At 65.3% G+C, this 19381-nt stretch carries 16 protein-coding genes; 5 read left to right on the forward strand and 11 right to left on the reverse strand.

Translation table 11 applies throughout. The annotated features are described in order from the left end of the window. The first annotated feature begins 106 nt into the window (after positions 1 to 106). The 4 genes from fabF to gmk all read left to right on the forward strand — a co-directional run bounded on the left by fabF (position 107) and on the right by gmk (position 4430). Positions 107 to 1372 carry a beta-ketoacyl-ACP synthase II gene (gene fabF / locus ACLFLU_RS19820; RefSeq protein ID WP_426413828.1) on the forward strand — a complete coding sequence of 422 codons (1266 nt, stop codon included), beginning with the start codon at positions 107 to 109 and terminating at the stop codon, positions 1370 to 1372. A gap of 125 nt (positions 1373 to 1497) precedes the next feature. Continuing rightward, positions 1498 to 2769: an endolytic transglycosylase MltG gene (mltG, locus tag ACLFLU_RS19825; protein WP_426413829.1), complete on the forward strand. Its 1272-nt coding sequence runs from the start codon at positions 1498 to 1500 to the stop codon at positions 2767 to 2769. 110 nt (positions 2770 to 2879) lie between these two features. Next, positions 2880 to 3767: a YicC/YloC family endoribonuclease gene (locus tag ACLFLU_RS19830; RefSeq protein WP_426413830.1), complete on the forward strand. Its 888-nt coding sequence runs from the start codon at positions 2880 to 2882 to the stop codon at positions 3765 to 3767. A 3-nt stretch (positions 3768 to 3770) separates the two neighbouring features. Further along, positions 3771 to 4430, forward strand: a complete 660-nt coding sequence (gene gmk / locus ACLFLU_RS19835; protein ID WP_426413831.1) for a guanylate kinase — start codon at positions 3771 to 3773, stop codon at positions 4428 to 4430. On the opposite strand, the gene ACLFLU_RS19840 is transcribed toward gmk, so the two are convergent. From ACLFLU_RS19840 to lptF, 11 genes are all read right to left on the reverse strand, one after another. Continuing rightward, entirely contained in the window at positions 4363 to 5598 is a 1236-nt protein-coding gene (locus ACLFLU_RS19840) for a hypothetical protein (protein ID WP_426413832.1), read from the reverse strand. The genes gmk and ACLFLU_RS19840 overlap by 68 nt on opposite strands. Positions 5599 to 5750: 152 nt before the next feature. Beyond that, a complete protein-coding gene (locus ACLFLU_RS19845; RefSeq protein WP_426413833.1) occupies positions 5751 to 6266 on the reverse strand; it encodes a hypothetical protein in 516 nt (171 codons plus the stop codon). A 27-nt stretch (positions 6267 to 6293) separates the two neighbouring features. After that, positions 6294 to 7640: a caspase family protein gene (locus ACLFLU_RS19850; RefSeq protein ID WP_426413834.1), complete on the reverse strand. Its 1347-nt coding sequence runs from the start codon at positions 7638 to 7640 to the stop codon at positions 6294 to 6296. 270 nt (positions 7641 to 7910) lie between these two features. Then, positions 7911 to 8321 carry a phosphonate metabolism protein PhnM gene (locus tag ACLFLU_RS19855; RefSeq protein WP_426413835.1) on the reverse strand — a complete coding sequence of 137 codons (411 nt, stop codon included), beginning with the start codon at positions 8319 to 8321 and terminating at the stop codon, positions 7911 to 7913. Between the two features lie 514 nt (positions 8322 to 8835). Beyond that, on the reverse strand, positions 8836 to 9894 hold the full coding sequence (locus tag ACLFLU_RS19860; RefSeq protein WP_426413836.1) for an alcohol dehydrogenase: 1059 nt from the start codon (positions 9892 to 9894) through the stop codon (positions 8836 to 8838). Between the two features lie 22 nt (positions 9895 to 9916). Beyond that, positions 9917 to 10774: a 16S rRNA (adenine(1518)-N(6)/adenine(1519)-N(6))-dimethyltransferase RsmA gene (rsmA, locus tag ACLFLU_RS19865; protein ID WP_426413837.1), complete on the reverse strand. Its 858-nt coding sequence runs from the start codon at positions 10772 to 10774 to the stop codon at positions 9917 to 9919. Further along, positions 10774 to 11784, reverse strand: coding sequence for a 4-hydroxythreonine-4-phosphate dehydrogenase PdxA (pdxA, locus tag ACLFLU_RS19870; RefSeq protein WP_426413838.1), 1011 nt, complete (start codon positions 11782 to 11784; stop codon positions 10774 to 10776). Before pdxA ends, rsmA begins: the two co-directional genes overlap by 1 nt. After that, entirely contained in the window at positions 11784 to 12719 is a 936-nt protein-coding gene (locus ACLFLU_RS19875; protein WP_426413839.1) for a peptidylprolyl isomerase, read from the reverse strand. The genes pdxA and ACLFLU_RS19875 overlap by 1 nt, the downstream gene beginning before the upstream one ends. A gap of 69 nt (positions 12720 to 12788) precedes the next feature. Beyond that, complete coding sequence (locus ACLFLU_RS19880; protein ID WP_426413840.1) at positions 12789 to 15275, reverse strand: LPS-assembly protein LptD; 2487 nt, start codon at positions 15273 to 15275, stop codon at positions 12789 to 12791. Further along, positions 15275 to 16372, reverse strand: a complete 1098-nt coding sequence (lptG, locus tag ACLFLU_RS19885) for an LPS export ABC transporter permease LptG (RefSeq protein WP_426413841.1) — start codon at positions 16370 to 16372, stop codon at positions 15275 to 15277. Before lptG ends, ACLFLU_RS19880 begins: the two co-directional genes overlap by 1 nt. Next, the gene (lptF, locus tag ACLFLU_RS19890) at positions 16369 to 17538 is read right to left on the reverse strand and encodes an LPS export ABC transporter permease LptF (protein WP_426413842.1); all 1170 of its coding nucleotides are present in this window, start codon (positions 17536 to 17538) and stop codon (positions 16369 to 16371) included. The genes lptG and lptF overlap by 4 nt, the downstream gene beginning before the upstream one ends. A 339-nt stretch (positions 17539 to 17877) precedes the next feature. On the opposite strand from lptF, the gene ACLFLU_RS19895 reads away from it, so the two are divergent. Next, positions 17878 to 19377: a leucyl aminopeptidase gene (locus ACLFLU_RS19895; RefSeq protein ID WP_426413843.1), complete on the forward strand. Its 1500-nt coding sequence runs from the start codon at positions 17878 to 17880 to the stop codon at positions 19375 to 19377. Positions 19378 to 19381 lie beyond the last annotated feature (4 nt).

The following is a 19381-nucleotide window of genomic DNA, read 5'->3' on the forward strand; positions in this document are numbered from 1 at the left end:
CTCTTCATTTTCGCGGGGACAACATTGAAACCGGACGGGCCGCTTCCCAGCGGTCAGCCGGTTTCTTGTTATTGGCCGTGAATCTTTCGATGCGGAGTTTTCGGATATGAGGCGGGTTGTCGTCACTGGTCTCGGCATGGTGTCGCCACTCGGCTGTGGCGTCGAGCCGACCTGGAAACGCATCCTCAACGGCGAAAGCGGTGCGCGCAGGATCGAGAGCTTCGATGTCTCCGATCTGCAGACCAAATACGCCTGCACCGTCGTGCGCGGCGACGGCTCGAACGATACTTTCAATCCCGATATCTGGATGGAGCCGAAGGACCAGCGCAAGGTCGACGACTTCATCATCTTCGGCATGGCCGCGGCCGGCCAGGCGCTCGACGATGCCAACTGGCATCCTGAGACCGAAGAGGACAAATGCGCGACCGGCACCATGATCGGCTCGGGCATCGGCGGCCTGACCGGCATTGCCGACACCGCGATCCTGCTGAAGGAACGAGGCCCGCGCCGGGTGTCGCCGTTCTTCATTCCGGGCCGCCTGATCAATCTCGCTTCCGGCTACGTCTCGATCAAGCACGGGTTGAAGGGGCCGAACCATTCGGTGGTCACGGCCTGCTCGACCGGTGCACATGCCGTTGGCGATGCTGCCCGCCTGATCGCGCTCGGCGATGCCGACGTGATGGTCGCCGGTGGCGCCGAGTCGCCGATCAGCCGCATCGGCATTGCCGGATTCAACGCCGCGCGCGCGCTCTCGACCGGGTTCAACGAGACGCCGGAGAAGGCCTCGCGCCCCTACGACAAGGACCGCGACGGTTTCGTCATGGGGGAGGGCGCCGGCGTCCTCGTCCTGGAGGAGCTCGAGCACGCCCAGCGCCGCGGCGCCAGGATCTACGCCGAGGTGATCGGCTACGGTCTGTCGGGTGACGCCTATCACATTACGTCGCCGTCGCCCGATGGCGATGGCGGCTTCCGCAGCATGGCGGCCGCGCTCAAGCGCGCCGGCCTCACGGCATCCGACCTCGACTACATCAACGCACACGGCACCTCGACACCGCTCGGCGACGAGATCGAGCTCGGCGCGGTGGAGCGCCTGCTCGGCAATACCGCCTCCAAGGTTGCGATGTCCTCAACCAAATCGTCGACCGGCCATCTGCTCGGCGCGGCCGGCGCGATCGAGGCGATCTTCGCTATCCTCGCGATTCGCGATAATGTCGTTCCGCCGACCATCAATCTGGACAACCCGTCGGTGGAGACTGCGATCGATCTGGTGCCGCACAAGGCGAAGCAGCGCGAGGTGAATGTCGCGTTGTCGAATTCTTTTGGTTTCGGCGGTACCAATGCCTCGGTCATCTTCCGGCGCCTGACCCATTAGTTTGTGTTTGCGACGAATCCACCGTTTTGCCGTATTCGGCGATAGTCATGTCTGTGGGCGCGTGCATTTGGCTCGGCAAGCGATTGTCAGGCTGCGATTGAACCGGCAGGATTCAGGTTGCATCGATGAGTGAAAGGCCGCCCATTTCGCCCCGGAGTCCGCGGGCAGCGCTCGAGCCCGAGCAGGTCCCGCCGCCGCCGAAGCGTTCGGAGCGGGCTCGCAATCCCTTTGTCGTGGTCGGCAACGCCATCATCACCCTGCTGCTGATCGCCATGCTCGGCGCCGGCGGCGCATATTATTACGGCCGGCAGGTGCTCGAGGCGCCGGGGCCGCTGAAGGAAGACAAGATCGTCAACATCCCGCAGCGTGCGGGCAAGCGTGACATCGCCGACACCCTGAACAAGGAAAGCGTGACCGATGTCAATCCGTGGGTGTTCATCGCCGCGGTGGCTGCGCTGAAGGCGAGCTCGGACCTAAAGCCGGGGGAATATTCGTTCCAGAAGAATGCGTCCCTGCGCGATGTCATTGCCACCATCGTCGAGGGCAAGGTGGTGCAGCATTCCGTCACGATTCCGGAAGGCCTGACCTCCGAGCAGATCGTGGCGCGGTTGTCCGACAACGACATCTTCACCGGCAGCGTGCGCGAATTGCCACGCGAGGGCACGCTGCTGCCCGAGACCTACAAGTTCCCGCGCGGGACCCCGCGCGACCAGGTGATCCAGCGCATGCAGCAGGCGCACAAGCGCGTGCTCGCGGAGATCTGGGAGCGTCGCAGCCAGGACCTTCCGGTCAAGACTCCGGAGCAGCTGGTGACGCTCGCCTCGATCGTCGAGAAGGAGACCGGCAAGCCGGACGAGCGCAGCCGGGTCGCTGCCGTGTTCGTCAATCGGCTCAAGCAGAAGATCAAGCTGCAGTCCGACCCGACCATCATCTACGGCCTCGTCGGCGGCAAGGGCACGCTGGGACGTCCGATCAAGCGCAGCGAGATCACGCAGCCCTCGCCCTACAATACCTATGTGATCGAGGGCCTGCCGCCGGGCCCGATCGCCAACCCCGGCCGCGCCTCGCTGGAGGCGGCCGCCAACCCGGCCCGCACCCGCGACCTCTTCTTCGTCGCGGACGGCACCGGCGGGCACGCCTTCACCGAGACCTACGACGCGCACCAGAAGAACGTCGCCAAGCTGCGCGCGATGGAGAAGCAGATCCAGAACGACACGGTCGAGCCTGCCGACGACGCGCCGGCACCGGCCGCCGCGGCGCCTGCGGCTGCGGATACCGCGCCGACCGCGACCACGCCCAAGCCGACCCAGCAGAAGAAGCCGCCGGCGCGGCCCGCTAGTCCGGCGCCCGCGCGGCAGGGCGCGGTTCAGCCGTCGCCGCCGGTAATCCAGCGCTAGCGCAGGCCTGCCTACGGGACTTTGCGGATTCCACTTTCCTGCAAAATAGTCTTAAGATTCACATGGCCCGATGGCCTCGCGAATCCCATGTTTCCGGAGAATTTGACCTGATGGCGCTGTCGTCCATGACCGGCTTTGCCCGAAGCCACGGCGCTAGCGGGCCGTATACGTTCGAATGGGAATTGAAGTCGGTCAACGCCAAGGGCTTTGACTTGCGGGTGCGGCTGCCGCAGGGGTTCGACGAGCTCGAAGCCTACGCCAAGAAGCGCGCCGCCGAGCTTCTGTCGCGCGGTACGGTCTACGCCAATCTCACCGTCAAGCGCGCCAATGCCGCGGCCTCCGTCCGCGTCAATGAGGACGTGCTCAATGCCGTGCTGAAGGCCGCCTCCGTCATCGCCGGCAAGGTCGACGCGGTCGCGCCGAGTGTCGACGGACTTCTGGCCATCAAGGGTGTCGTCGAGGTCGCCGAGCCCGAGGGTGACGAGGAGGAGGACAAGGCCGCGCGGGCCGCGGCCGCGGATGCCTTCGACAAGGCGCTCGCCGAACTCGTCGAGATGCGCAAGCGCGAGGGCGCCTCGCTCGGGCAGATCCTGACCCAGCGGGTCGATGAGGTCGAGCAGCTCGCGAAGAAGGCGGAAGCCGCGCCGGGCCGCAAGCCTGAGGCGATCAAGGCGAGGCTTGCCGAGCAGATCGCCGCGCTGCTGGACACCTCCGACCGTTTCGATTCCGACCGCCTGATGCAGGAGGCGATCCTGATCGCGACCAGGGCGGACATCCGCGAGGAGCTCGACCGCATCACCTCCCACATCGCGCAGGCGCGCGAGCTGATCGGCAAGGGCGGTCCGGTCGGGCGCAAGCTCGATTTCCTGGCGCAGGAGTTTCACCGCGAGGTCAACACCTGCTGCTCGAAGTCGAACGATATCGAGCTGACCAATACCGGGCTCGCCATGAAGAACGTGGTCGAGCAATTCCGCGAGCAGGTCCAGAATCTGGAGTGATCGATGACGACGGGCGGTCACGGAACTGACGGTGTCGAGCGGCGCGGGCTGATGTTCGTGCTGTCCTCGCCATCGGGCGCGGGCAAGACGACGTTGTCGCGTCTCCTGATCGACCGCATGCCCGGCCTGCGCATGTCGGTGTCGGCGACCACGCGGTCGATGCGGCCCGGCGAGGTCGACGGCCGCGACTATCTGTTCGTCGACAAGCCCAGGTTCGACGCCATGGTGAAGGGCGACGAGCTGCTGGAATGGGCCACCGTGTTCGACAACAGCTACGGCACGCCGCGTGCGCCCGTCGAGGCCGCGCTGTCGGCGGGGCAGGACGTGCTGTTCGACATCGACTGGCAGGGTACCCAGCAGTTGCGCGAAAAAGCGCGTGCGGACGTCGTCAGCGTCTTCATCCTGCCGCCGTCGGCCAGCGATCTCGAGAAGCGGCTACATTCGCGCGCGCAGGATTCCGACGAGGTGATCCGCAAGCGGATGAGCCGCGCCAGCCACGAGATGAGCCACTGGGCCGAGTACGACTACATCGTCATCAACCACAATGTTGATGACGCCTTCGCCGAGGTGCAGTCGATACTGAAGGCCGAGCGGCTCAAGCGCGAGCGGCGGACTGGCCTCGTGGGCTTCGTGCGAGGGCTGCAAGGTCAGCTTCAAGGCTAGCAAGGTCAGCTTCAGGGCCACGCCGCGTCAGTCGCGGCCCTTCCGTCGCGAGCCGCTCCAGCATCGCCGTGATGATATCAATGTCGGCGGCGGTAGCCTCCTCGCGCGCATGTTCTTCATGCGCTTCAGCATCGTGCTCTGCCGGCTCTTCGCGGTGGATGTCGTCGGCGGCGAGGTGAGGCGCCGGGGCCTCGATCTCGAACTCGCCGTCGAAATGGTCAATCCGAGTCTCGTTAGGCTCTGCCTCGTCGGGCTCTGCTGTCGCAACCTCAACGGAACGGCCCTGCGCAGCGATCCGGCCGATAGCGGTGGAGAATGCGGCGATCTGCGGGGCTTCTACGCGCATCGCGTCGAAGTCCACCGGACGCGGCCGTTCCACGCGCGGCGCCGGCTCGGCATGCCAGGGCGCGCGGCTGTCCTCGTCATCCTGCCGATGGTCCCAGTTCACGCGGCGATCGGCCGTCTGGGCGCGCGCGCGTCCACCGGCGAAGCGATAAATCACGCTGGCGAGGACGCCGGCGAGCGCCAGCGCGCCGCCGATGACGACTAGCAGCATCTGCACCGATCCGGTCGGCTTGTCGGCGGGCGCATCTGCCGCGGCGAGCGTTACCGGGGCAGGGGATGCGGCCGGCTTCGCGCTCGGCTGTGCGGACGCCGCTGCAGGTGCGGCAGCGGATGGTTGCGGTGCGGGCGAAGCGGGTGCGGCATCGGGCCAGCGCGTGGCGACGGCGGGCTGCGCTGCATTGGCATCAGTGGTGCCGGGAGCCTGCGGCGTTACGGCTGCGGCCGGCGCGGGCGGGCTCGCTGCGGGGCCGGTCTGCGGCGCGACGTATTCAGCATGCGCATTCTGCACCGATGGCGGCGCGGCTGGAGCTGCATCCGGCGCATCGGCCGTCGCCTGCGCGCTTTGCGTCGCCTTAGCACCTTCCTTGGCGCCTTCGGCACGCAAATACCAGCATTGCCGCTTGGTCGAACGCTCGACGCGGTAGAACCAGTGCTGGCCCTGCGGCGCGACACCCTTCGGCGAGGCGAGACAGTCGCCTGCCGCATTCGCTGTGCTTGCGGTGCTGGGGGCGCTCGGCGCGTTCTGCGACACGGCCGCCAGCGGTGCGCCGGCAATGATGCTGCCAATCAGCGCGGATATGAACTTTGCGGTGCGGTTGCCCATCCTGGTCTCCCGATTACGCATGACGCAACTCGTTACCTTCCCTTTCTCAACAAAGAGTTAGGTGGCAATGAGCCGCAAATCCGGAGAGGATGTGGCTTGAATTGGGCCTGCGCGGTGTCCGTTCCACCGCGAATTCAGGCTTTTTGCCGGCGCTATTGCTTGCTCGCGGTCCAGGTTCCCGAGCAGCCGTCGGAGCGGCGGAAAGTACCGGAACCGCTGCGCCCCGAAAGGCGGCCGGCGCCGGTATAGGTGATGCCGCCTTCACCATGCCCGAACGTGTGCACCGAGCCATTCGGGCTGACGGTCCCGCTGACGCCTTCGGCGATCACACGACCCGAGGTCACGACCGTCGCGCCGCTGGTCGTGCCGCCGCAACCGACACTGGTGACGGCCCAGGCGCCGTCAAAGCTGCCGCCGCCGCCACTACCGCCTCCACCGCTGCGCCGCGACGACGAGCGTTGTTCGTCAGCGGCCGGCTTGCTCCGGCGCTCGGATGGCGCGGGTTCCGCGGAGCGGCCTGAAGAACTATCCTGGCGCGAGCCGGACAGCGATTTTTCGTCATTGCCGATCGAGCCGCCGGCGCTGCCGGATTGCGCGAAGGCCGAAGGAGCGGCGAGGGCGAGCAGAAATGCGGCGAGGGCAAAATGGCGGCTTGCGGTGTTCGACATGAGCGCGAAATCCATCATGATGAAAACTCAACGGCCGGAGCCGTCGGCACAAACGCTTCCAATAATGCGGCAAGCTTTGCCAGCCTTGCCGCATTCGTCAAGCGCGGCGTCCTTCGCGCGCTGCACGCTATCGCGCTGGACCAGCGACCACGACTTGTCCGAGATCGCGAAGGCGCCGCAGCTTTTGCCGTAGAAGGAGAGTTCGATCGGACATTTCGAGCCGGCGCAATTGCCGCGCGCATCCGCCACCGCCGCGCGCCGTGAGGCATGGTTCCACGAGATGCCCCATTTGTTGCCATCTGGGCCATAGACGATCGAGCCCCACGGCTTGAGATCCTCCATCTTGCGCATTCGCAGCAGCAGGCCTTCGGTCGCTTCACCCGTCGGTGCCATCGAAATCCGCTGCTGCAGCTTCGTGATCGCGCGCGTCAGTCCGTCGGGCGTATCGGGGTCGAAATTGAGCTCGTAGAGCCGCTCGTTCAATTCGCTGAGCAGCGCGGCGTCGCGCAACGGCACGCGGTCGGGATCGGCGCGCAGGCGGTCCGCCGGCAGTGGGTCGGGCTGCATCGCCGCGACCGGGGGCGGCGCGACTTGCGTCGCTGGTACGAAGTAGAAGGTGCCGTCGATTGGCGAGGACGACACCCAGGGCTGCTGCGCGCCTGATGTAGCGCGCTTCACGGCGAGGCCGACCTGGTTGAAGGTCTGGAATACGTCGAGACCTGCGGTCCGGACCGTCGCGGCCAGCGCCTTGGTGTAGGGGCTGTGACCGTCGGTGCCGTCCTGGGCAACATTGCCGGGCTGCGTGGCGTAGGAGATCAGCGTGCCCTCCGGCGCGCGCATCTGCGCAAGACCGCCATCGGAGGAACGCAGGCCGCGCGAGCCAAACGGGTTGTTGCGGCAGGCATCGAGGATGACGAGATTGAGCCGCGTGCCGGAGCCCTGCATCTGCCGCAGCACCAGATTGACGTCGGTCATCTGGAAGTCGACATCGGCCTCGCGCGTCGGATTGGCGCCGACCGGCACGAGATAATTCGAGCCCGCGACCTGGACGCCGTGACCGGCATAATAGAACAGCGCGACGTCGGCGCCCTGCACCTGCCGGCCAAAGCTCTGCACGGCGATGTCCATCGCAGCCTTGTCGAGGTCGAGCTGGGCATGGCCGCCGACCAGCGTGAAGCCGAGTGTGCCGAGCGTCTCCGCCATCAGGCTTGCATCCTTCGACGGATTGTCGAGCGGCGTGATGTTCTTGTAGGCGGAGTTGCCGACCACCAGCGCGATGCGCTTCTCGGCTGATGCCGGTTGGAGCGCGACGGCAAGCGTGGCCGCGACGAGCGCTGCCAGCACCAGAACGCGATTGAAAATCCTCGCGTGCATCAAAAACCCCTAAAGCAATGCCGGCAATCTACCAGCCCGGCTGGCTTGCGAAAAGCGGTGCGGCAGTCTGTGCTGCGGCTTCCTGTGCGCATTGTGGCCGGGAAGGAAACGTGGCCTGTCATTCTCGCGGCAGGTTTTGCCCGAGCTGTTCGGTCGTCACGCCGCCGACTCTGGATTGCTTTGCTGCGCTCGTAATGACGAAGTGGAGACTGCGGCAACGCGCGGGTGGTTCGCGGCGTTCCAACTTTTAGGGCGAAGTGATTGGGGGCTTCAGTGCTTCGAGGTGTCGCGCTCGCCCGATGACGATCCGCCGGCTGACGTCTGATTCGCGTGGAGGTCTTTCAGGGCCGTCTCCAGGGATCGCTCGTCGCCTTCCGCTCCGGTGAGCTGCCGCGGCTTGCGGTATTTGCCGATCAGCTGCTTGATGTCGTCGACGGCTTGCAGCAGCGGCGGCGTCAGGGAGAACAGCGCACCCATCGCGATGGCGATGATCGTGTGGCGCAGCGAGACCTTTTCGTCCTCATCGTAGGCGTAGGCATTTTGGCCGATCGGGACAGGCGCGAGCCCGCTCGACGATCGCGACTGGCCAGATTTCCGCGGCTTGCGCGGCGGGATCATGATCACGACGAAGAGGACGTTGATCAGGAGCCAGATGCCCAGAATGACAAGAAGGGTCCGCATTCCACTCAAACCACAGGTGATGCAATGTGCTGTCGGCTTATGCCGGCATTGAACGGCCGTTCGCATCTCAATGCAAGTTGTGCTTTGGTTTTGGGCAAGTTTTCGGGGAAACAGACGGTTATCGGAATTCGGCAAATCCGGGCGGGAGCGCCCGGATCCATCCGCGGAACCGGGGCGGCGGCACGCGTTTTGGTCACTGCAGATGCTGCGGCCGCCGCGTTAACTAAATTCGTTCTTGGGCCGGCCGGTCACCCGGAAGAGCCGCCCGCGTTGCACGCGGGCCACGCCTCGAACTCTGTTCACGGCCGGAGAACTACGGAATTTCGAAATTGCGCGCACCCTCTGTTCAGGAGTGAACACAGGACGCGGCCAAAATTCCGAAATGGGATGGATGGTGAGGACCACAGTCCGCAGGTCGCGGTTCCCTTATGCGGAACCGGGCCTTGCGTGAATTCCGAGTTAATTGCGCAAACGAGTGCGGCGGCGAGACGCGTATCCCGCCGCTGATCGAAACTCAGTTCTTCAGCACGATACGGCCGACCACGTGGCCTGCGCGCAGCTCGTCGATCCATTTCTGGACATCGCCCATTGGCTCTTCGCGCATCGGAGTCGGCTTGATCTTGCCGGCGCGGGCGAGCGCCATCAGCTCATGCGCCTCGGCAAGCGTGCCGACCATGAAGCCTTCGACGGTGAGGCGCTTGTAGACCCATTGCACCATGGGCAGCGTGAACTGGCCGCCCATCAGGCCGGAGACCACGACCTTGCCGCCGCGCGCCGCAACCGCGACCGCGAACGCCATTGATTTTTCGTTGCCGGCGAAATCAACGACCTCGTCGAAGCCGCCGTCGGTCTCCTTCAGGATGCGCTTGATCACGTCGGGCTCGGACGGATCGTAGGCGTTGGCCGCGCCGTTCTTCAGCGCGGTCTCGCGCGCGGCCGGCGAGAGATCGGCGACCGTGATCGGCTGCTTGAACATCGCCTGGGCGAACGACAGGCCCATCATGCCGACGCCGCCGAGACCGATCAGCAGGAGGTTGCGCTGGCGCGGACGGTCGACCAGGCGCTTGAGTGCGCCATAGGCGGTGACGCCGGAGCACATCAGGGTCGCGGCCTGGTTGACGGGCAGCGGGTCGTAGTCGAGCAGATATTTTGCGTCGGGCACCAGCACGTGGGTGGCGAAGCCGCCGTCAATGGAGACGCCGAGGAAGCGCTGCCTGGCGCAGAGGTTCTCGTCGCCGTTCTTGCAGTCGCGGCACTGGCCGCAGCCGATCCAGGGAAACACCGCCTTCTTGCTGCCGACGAGACCCGCCGGCACGTCGGGGCCGACTTCGTCGACAACGCCGGCGATCTCGTGGCCGAGCGTGAAGGGCAGTGTCATGCCGCGCGTGGTGTCGAGCTTCTTGCCGCCGCCGAGATCGGCATAGCCGTCCTGGATATGCAGGTCGGAATGGCAGAGGCCGCAGCGCTCGATGCGCACCAGCACCTCGCGGCCTTGCGGCTTGGGCGTATCGACGATGGTCTCGCACAAGGGCGCATCGAACTTGACCAGCGATTGCCGACGCATCAACGCCATATTCCTTCCTCCGAAATTCCGATTATTGAGCCTCGCTGCGTATATCTGCCAATTCACGCGCCATGGCAACAAAGCCGGAGATCGGTATGGTCTCGGCACGCCGCGTCGCATCGACGCCTGCGGCAGTCGCAAGTCGCGCCGGATCGACGCCGAGCGATTTCAGGCTCTGGCGCAGCATTTTCCTGCGCTGGCCGAAGGCTGCGGCCGCGACCTGTTCGAGCATCTTGCGATCGCAGGGCAGAGGCTCCGCGCGCGGCACCAGGCGCACGACGGATGACGTAACCTTTGGCGGCGGCACGAAGGCGGACGGTGAGATGTCGAACAGGATTTTCGTCTCGCAGCGCCAGTTGGCGAGCACGCCGAGCCGGCCATAGGCCTCCTCGTCCTCGCGCGCGACGATGCGCTCGCCGACCTCGCGCTGAAACATCAGCACCATCATGTCGTACCAGGGCGGCCAGGGCTCGTTGGTGAGCCAGTTGATCAGAAGCTGGGTCGCGATGTTGTAGGGCAGATTGGCGACGATCTTGGCGCGCTCGCCGCCAAGCAGCGAACGCGGATCGAACGTCATGGCATCGCCATGCACGATCTCGAGCCGGCCGGGGTAGCGCGTGGAAATATCATTCAGAGCCGGGATCGCGCGCTCGTCATGCTCGATCGCGATGACGCGTTTGGCGCCGAGCGCGAGCAGCGCGCGTGTCAGTCCGCCCGGGCCCGGGCCGATCTCGACGATGGTGCTGTTGTCCAGCGGCGCTGCGGCGCGCGCGATGCGCGCGGTGAGATTGAGATCGAGCAGAAAGTTCTGGCCCAGCGATTTACGGGCCGACAGGGCGTGCTGGCGAATGACCTCGCGGAGCGGCGGGAGGTCGTCGATCGCGCTCATCAGCTGTTTGCAGCCGCCATGCGGCTGGCAAGCTTGAGCGCCGCGATCAGGCTCGCCGGATTGGCCTTGCCGGTGCCGGCGATATCGAAGGCGGTGCCGTGATCGGGCGAGGTGCGGATGAAGGGCAGGCCGAGCGTGACATTGACGGCGTCGTCGAACGCCACCGTCTTGATCGGGATCAGCGCCTGGTCGTGATACATGCAGACCGCGCAGTCATAGGTGTTTCGCGCGGCTTCGTGGAACATGGTGTCGGCGGGCAGCGGTCCCCTGGCGTCGATGCCGTCATTGCGCAGGACTTTGAGCGCCGGGGCGATCACGGTCTGCTCCTCATGCCCGAGCGAGCCGTCCTCGCCGGCATGCGGATTGAGGCCGGAGATCGCGATCCGCGGCCGCGCAATGCCGAAGCGGGATGTGAGCTCGCTCGCGACGATGCGCACGGTCGAGACGATGAGCTCGCTCGTGAGCTGGGTGAGGGCCTCCCGCAAGGAAACGTGGATCGTCACCGGCACCACAGCGAGCCGCGGCGACCACAGCATCATCACCGGCTGCGGCACGCGGCCGTCGAGGCTCGCGAGCTCGGCGAGGAATTCGGTGTGGCCGGGATGACGGAAGCCCGCGCGGTAGAGCACGCTCTTGGCGATCGGGTTGGTGACGACGGCGCTGGCGCGGCCGGCGCGGACGTCGCTGACCGCCTGGCGGATCGACGCCAGCGCGGCCGGTGCACTCGAGGCGTCGGGCTTGCCGGGCGCAGCGGTCGCACGCTCGCCGGTCGCAACCACGGGCAGGGCGTCGGCAAAGGCGCTCTCGGCTTCGCCCGGGCTCACCGCGGCGATCCTGATCTCGGCACCGAGTGCTTTGGCGCGCTGCGCGATCAGCGCCTCGTCGCCGAGCAGATAGAAGGCGGGAAGGCCGAGCTCGCGGCGCCTGAGCCAGGCCGCGATGGTGATGTCGGGGCCGATGCCGGCGGGCTCTCCGAGCGTCAGTGCAAGGGGCTTTGCGGGAGCGGCCATCAGCGGTTGCGATATTCGATCATCGCCGCCTTGCGGAGCTCGTCGAGATAGGCCTTCTGGGTCTTCTCGTACTTGTCCGTATACATCTTCTCGCGGATCTCGCGCTTCTTCGGCGTATCGATCGTGGTCGGCTTGCGCGAGCAAAGCACGACCATCTCGATGCCGGACTTGGTCACTTCGGGTGCCGTGAGGTGGCCGATCGCGGTGTCGTCGAGAACCTTGCGGAGCGCCTCCGGCAGGTCGGCGGTGGTCTTGGTGACGCTGTCGCGGATGGTCGCGTTCGGCGTCGAACGGAACAGCGAATTGGCTTCCTCGCAGCTTCCGACACGCGAGCGATATTGCTCGGCTTCCTTCATCCGCGTCTCCTGGAAAGCGGCGGACGAGCCGCGCGGCACGATCAGCACGATCGGCTGCATCTTGTATTCGGTGCCCTCGATCTGCAGCTTCTCCTCGCCGCCTTCGCGCACCTTGTCGGCGACGTCCTTCTCGCTGATCAGCAGCTTTTCCTTGAAGCGGCCGCGCACGAGGCTGGTCCAGACCATCTCGGACCTCATGCGGTTCTTGAGCGTTTCGGGGCGCACGCCCTTGACCTCAAGCGACTTGGTGAGCTGGTCGGGCGAGATGCGCATACGCTGCGCCATGCCCTCGTAGGACTGGTTGATGTCGGAAGCGGTGGGATCGACGCCGTATTTCTTGCCTTCCTTCAGCTTGATCTTGTCGTCGATCAGTATGTTGATGACGTCCTGCCGGCCCGGGACCTTCTGCGTCGTCAGCTGATCGAGCTTGGAGCGCTGCTCGATGTCGAAATCGGTGATCGGATCGCCGTTGACCATGACGACGATGTTCTGCGCACGCGCAGGTGCGCCGGCGATAACCAGTACGGCGGCCAGCACGAGGAGGGGGAGGCGGAAGAAGACAGGCAATCGGGTCGTCATGGTTGTCGCTCGCATGTCAGCCGCAATGATCCCGCGATAGGGAACAGGCGGCCGGCATTTTGGACGGGTTCACTGGTAGCCGGCGGAACTGCTGGACCCGGTCGAGGTCGCCAGCGTGCGCAGGCCGATCTGGAACATGAACGCGTGGCTCAGCACGGGCGGCGTGGTGCCCGCAGAATAGCTATACGAAGTTACATAGTTCGCCGCCAGCACGAAGCAATCGTCGACATAGCCGGCGCCGAGCACATATTGGTTGATCTTGTTGGCCTCGAGGTCCCAGCGCGCCGAACCCGTCACCACCCAATTGGTCGCGACTTTGATCGAGCCTGATGTCAGGATGCCCTCGCGGCGGGTCAGATAGCCGAGTTCCGGCTGCGGCGCGTAATTGCCGTACAGCACGCTGACCGACCAGCGATTGAAGTTGGCGCGGCCTTCCGCCTCGAAGCGCTGGATGTTCCAGGTCTGCTCGTCCATGCGGGAGCGGACGCTGAACGTATAGGTGCTGTTCGGCGAGTAGGCGGCGCTCGCCACGTAGTCCGAGCGCGGCTTGTCGAGGCCGGAATTGATACCGGTATTGATTGAGTCCTGCACCGCGTAGGAGTTCATGCCGAACAGCTGGTAGGACTGGCCGAACAGCACCTTGACGGCGCCGCCCTTGTCGAACTGCGTGGTCGCCTGCATGCCGACGTTGGCGCGGCCGCCGCCCTCGACGCGGTCGTAGCCGGAGAACTTGTCCACGCTGAACAGGTTCGAGGCGTCGAACACCATGCTCTGTGCATCCTCGTTCGGGAGCTTGCCGGCATAGGTCTCGTTCGGGCGGATGATGATCTGCGCGATCGGCTCGATGGTGGTCGAGCCCCAGGGCTGAACGTTGATGAAGGGATAGCGATATTCGAGGCCGACGGTCGGCATCAGGCGGAACGCCTGGGTGTTGCCGACGGGCAGGTAGTTCGACACGCCCGGCTGGTTGGAGACGTCGGAGTTGATCGCGTCGGCGCGCAGGATCGCGAACGGCGTCCAGATCTCGCCGAACGGATCGGTGAAGGACTTGCGCCACTGCGCCTCCGCCGTCAGGCGGGTGTAGGTGCCGGGGAAGCCGCGCAGCAGGCACTGCGACGGCGTGCGCGCGAGCGGATCGGCCGAGGTCGTCGTGCACAGGCCGTTGGTGTTGGCCGCCGTCGTGATCGGATCGAACACCGCGTCGTTACGCGTCAGATTGACGAAGTTGGTCTTGTAGGAGACCTCGCCGCCGAAGATCGGATAGTTGAGCACGTTCGAGTAGTCGATCACGGGATAGACGACCGGGACCTGCTGCTGGTTGCCCGAGAAGCTCGTCCAGTACATCGTGCGCGCGTCGAAGAAGCTGCGATTGCCGACGCCGGTCAGATAGAGCTGCGACAGCGCATCCGTCGGCAGGTTCAGGAACGAGCCGAGCGGATCGCGATAGGCCGACAGGCGGTAGTCCGACATGAAATAGTAGTCGGAGAGCAGGACGCCGTCCCAGCCCCAGACCCATTTGTCGTTCAACGCGAACTGGCCCTTGGTCTCGATGCCGCCGCGGAACTGGCGGTCGCCCGGCTGGCCGGCGAAATTGCCGGGGTTGAGCTGGTCGATGCCGTAGACGCGGACCTGGTAGGCGCCGTCCATCAGGCGCTGACGGAACTCGGCCTGGAACAGCACGCCCTGCTTGGAGGTGATGCGCGGGCTGAAGGTCGCGTCCATGTCGGGCGCGATCGCCCAGTAGAACGGGACTTCGACGCCGTAGCCGAACGCCGTGTAGGAGGTGAAGCCCGGCATCAGGAAGCCGGTCTTGCGCTTCACGGTCGGATCGGGCGTCGAGAAATAGGGCATGTAGGCGAGCGGCACGCCGAAGAATTCGAGCTGCGCTGTCTCGAAATACAGCATCTTCTCCTGCTGGTCGTGGATGATGCGGGCACCCTTGACCTGCCAGAGCGGGGGCTTCTTCGGATCGTCCTTACAGGGCGCGCAGGCCGTGTAGACGCCGTTCTCGAACACCGTGTAGTTGCCGCTTGAGCGGTCGGCGCGGGTTGCGGCCATGCGGGTCTGGTCGGCGGTGTCCACCCGCAGCGAATCGACGAAGCCGTCGCGGTAGTCGTCGGAGAGATCCAGGATCTCAGCATAGGTGATCTTGCCGTCGGCATCCGTCATGCGGATGTTGCCTTCGGCATGGAGCCGCTTGGTCTTCTGGTCGTAGATGACCCGGTCGGCCTCGACACTGGTGCCGTTGTAGAACAGCTGGACGTTGCCGACCGCGGAGACGCGCGAATTGTTGTAGTCGTAATCGACCTCGGTCGCCTGCACGAGCATCTGCCCGTCATTGGCGGCCTTCGGCGGAGTCGGACGTGGCGGCCGCGGATTGTAGGTGTAGCTCTGGGCAGCAGCCGGCGTCACCGCGGCAAGATCGATCATGCCGGCGAGCGATACGGTCGCGATCAGGGCGAGCAGGAGCCTGCGGACAGACAAGCCATATCCGTTCGCGCGCACGGGGGTGCGCAGCGCCAAACCAGATACGTGTCCTCGGCGGACGGCCGTCACTATCCGTCCTCCTGATACAGCAAGGCCAAAAAGCCGGTGAGGCCGCCCACCACCACGGGCAACCACGCCGCAGCGATCGGATGCATCAACTCAGCCTTGCTCAAGTCTTCAGTCACTTTCGACAGAACGTAGAGCAGAAAGCCTGCGCCCACGCCACTCAAAACCATCTTCTGTACGCCGCCCATCCGGAAGAAGCGCAGCGACACGGAAGCCGCGAGCATCACCATGGCGGCTAGCAAAAACGGCTGTGCCAGCAGCTTGTGATACTGGAGTCGATATCCGGCTGTCGCGAACCCCGAGCTCTCCGATGAGCGGATGTAGCTCGGTAGTTGCCAAAAGGACACAGTCTCGGGTGTGGAAAAGCTGTTGCGGACCTGCGCTTCGGTCAATGTCGTTGGAATCTCCAGGCTGGCCTGGTCGACCGGCGGCGAGTCGAGTGTGAAACGGCGTACGCCCTTGAACAGCCAGTGGCCTGATTCGAGTGTCGCCTCGCGCGCCTCGACCCGCTCCTTGAAGTGCTGCTCTGTGTCAAACCGGAACAGCGTGAGCCCCGTCAGCCGGACGCCCTGCTGCTCGCTGCGCGCGGCGTTGATGATGGTCTGGCCGTCGCTGGTCACCTGGTTGAGCCAGAAGCCCGAGGCATCCTGGATGCCGCCGCCGGGCGCCGAGCCGAACAGCTCGGCTTCCATGCGTTTGGAGAGCTCGCGCAGGTTGGCCGACATCGGATTGTAGGCGACGGTGGCGATCACGCCGATCAGGAGCGCGCTGCCGAGCGCGGGCGAGATGAACTGCCAGGCCGAGATGCCGGCGGCACGCGCCACCACGAGCTCGAGCCGGCGGGAGAGCGCGAGATAGCAGGTCATCGCGCCGATCAGCATGCAGAACGGCGTCAGCTTCTCCAAGAGCTGCGGCACCCGGAACAGCGAGGTCTCGGCCACCATGATTGCGGACGCCGACGCGAGGCCTGAGGTCTTGCGCACCATCTCGATGTAATCGACCAGCACCAGCAGCAGGAAAATGCTCGCGAACACGCCGAGTGCGGCGACCACGAAGCGGCCGGCGAAATAGCGCCCGAGCGTGTTGGTGAGCATGCTCATGCGGCGGCCGGGCGTCCGAATAGCCGTGCGATCCGCGCGTTCGATCTGTTGATGGCCTCCATCAGGCCGGCAGGCGGCTCGACCACGACGCCGCCGACGATCATCCACATGCCGGCGCCGATCGCGGTCGCCAGCATCGCGTATTGCACGGCGGCGGCGAGCGGCGCCTTCACCGCCATCACCGAGCAGGCAAACCCGGCCATGCGCAGCCCGAACACCGCGAGCACCGAGCCGCCGATGGAGAAGTTGCGGCTCTGGCGCGTCGTGCGCGGCGCGCCGAGGAAGGCGAAGGTCAGCGCCGCAAACGCGAAGGGGTAGAGCGGCGCCATCAGGCGGTCATGCAGCTCGGACCAGAACTGGCCGGGCACCGCCTTGTAGACGGGATCGTCCTCGGACGGCGAGAACAGCTCCCAGAGATAGCGTTCGCGAATGCCGAGGGTCACGTCGTGGCCCTGGTTGGAGAACTTCGACATGTCGAAGCCGTAGCGGCCGAACGCCACCAGCGCCGGGTCGCGCTTGCCGGCCTCGAAGCGCTGGAGGTTGCCGTCCTTGAGCACCAGGAACGATCCGTTGTCGTTCTTCACGACCTCGCCGTGCTCGGCCACGATCGAGACGCGCTCATTGGGATCGCGGCGGTCGTCGATGAAGATGCCGGCGAGAATGCCGCCGGGCTGCCGCTCGCGGATGCGGATCGTGAGATTCTTGTCGAGCTGGGCGAAGCGGCCGGGCTGCAGGATGTTGGTGAGCACGTCGGCGGTGATCTCGGCGTCCCATTGTTTGATCCGCCGCATGCCGTCGGGGGCGAGATAGGCCGAGATGAAGGCGACCAGCAGTGCCACCACGCAGGTGGCGTAGAAGAACGGATAGAACAGCCGGAACGGCGAGAAGCCGGCGGCATTCATCACGATGATCTCGGAATCGGTCGCGAGCTTGTTCAGCGTGTGCGAGATCGCAATCATCAGGGCGATCGGCGAGATGATCAGCACCAGCGCCGGGATCACGAGGCTGGTGATGCCGAGGAAGGTCAGGATGGTCTGACCCTGGCTCGTCATCAGGTCGATGCCGCGCAACGCCTGCGTAATCCAGATCACGCCGGTGAGGCTGACCAGGACGAGCGCAAACGACGCCAGCGTCGTGCGGAAAATATACCTGTCGATCGACCCCATGCGCTACCGCACGAATCCCACTAAAGCCCCAACGCGCGCACCGGAATTCCCTCTATCCAACCAATCCCCTGACAGGGGATCCCCAAGGTCGGCCAGGCTCTTCCGGAGGCTCACTTTCTCACTACCATCCCTTTGATCCGTCAACAAAATGGCTGACCCATGGCGCCCTCAATACATGGTTAATATTTCCGCCGTTGTGGCGTCGCTGCCACGGGCGGTGCTTGGCATCCACCGCGCTTCTCGCCCATAGTGGGGACAGACGAGTGAATCGCCATTCAGGTCCGGCTTTTGGCCGGTTCCCCTAATTGGCAAAAGCCCCATGTTTTCGAGGAGTTACCCATGTCAGATGCCATCAAGGTCGGCTTCGTCCCATTGGCCAGTGCCGCCCGTGGCATCCTGATTGTGTTCTGTGACGACGCTCTGAAGGTCGGCCCCGCGACGGCCAAGGCGCTCGGCGCGGCACTCGAACTCGTGAAGCGGGCGGCAGCCGCTGCCTCATTCAAGGGCAAAACCGGCGCCGCCCTGGACATCCTGGCGCCTGAGGGTCTGAAGGCCGAACGCCTGATCGTGATCGGGACCGGCAAGGCATCGAGCCTGAAGGGCAACGACTTCCTGAAATTCGGCGGCATGGCCGCCAGCAAGCTCAAGGCGGGAACCGCGGCCATGACCATCATGGCGGAACTGACGACCGGTGCCATGACCAGTGAGCAGGCGGTTGCGATCGCCTCGGGCCTGCGGCTGCGCGCCTACAAGTTCGACCGCTACAAGACCAAAAAGAAGGACGGCGAGGAGGGCGCTCTGAGCGCCGACGTCTCGCTGGCGGTCGACGATGCACCCGCGGCGAAGAAGGCCTTTGCCTCGGCCGTTGCGGTCGTCGACGGCGTCATCATCGCGCGCGATCTCGTCAACGAGCCGCCGAACGTGCTCTTCCCCGAGGAGTTCGCGCGCCGCGCCGGCCTGCTGCGCAAGCTCGGCGTCAAGATCGAGGTGCTCGACGTCAAGGCGATGCAGAAGCTCGGGATGGGCGCGCTGCTCGGCGTCGGCCAGGGCTCGGCGCGGCCGAGCCGCACCGTGATCATGCGCTGGGACGGCGGCAAGAAAGGCGAGGCGCCGGTCGCCTTCGTCGGCAAGGGCGTCTGCTTCGACACCGGCGGCATCTCGATCAAGCCGGCCGGCAGCATGGAGGATATGAAGGGCGACATGGGTGGTGCGGCCTGCGTCGTCGGCTTGATGCATGCTCTGGCGGCGCGCAAAGCCAAGGTCAATGCGGTTGGCGCCATCGGCCTTGTCGAGAACATGCCCGACGGCAACGCGCAGCGGCCGGGCGACATCGTCACCTCGATGTCGGGCCAGACCATCGAGATCATCAACACCGACGCGGAAGGCCGTCTCGTGCTGGCCGATGTGCTCTGGTACGTGGCCAAGAAGACCAAGCCGAAATTCATGGTGGATCTGGCGACGCTGACCGGCGCGATCGTGGTCGCGCTCGGCACCGATCATGCCGGCATGTTCTCCAACAATGACGAGCTCGCCGAGCGCCTGCTCGCAGCCGGCATCGAGAGCGGCGAGAAGGTCTGGCGCCTGCCGCTCGGCCCCGAATACGACAAGCTGATCGATTCCCAGTTCGCCGACATGAAGAACACCGGCGGTCGGCACGGCGGCTCGATCACCGCAGCGCAGTTCCTGCAGCGCTTTGTCGACGGCACGCCTTGGGCGCATCTCGACATCGCCGGCACCGCGATGGGCGCGCCGAAGACCGACATCAACCAGAGCTGGGGTTCGGGCTACGGCGTCCGGCTGCTCGATCGTCTGGTGGCGGATCATTACGAGCGCAAATGACGCA

Origin of the sequence: Bradyrhizobium ganzhouense (genome assembly GCF_049949285.1) — a bacterium.
GTDB lineage: Bacteria > Pseudomonadota > Alphaproteobacteria > Rhizobiales > Xanthobacteraceae > Bradyrhizobium > Bradyrhizobium ganzhouense.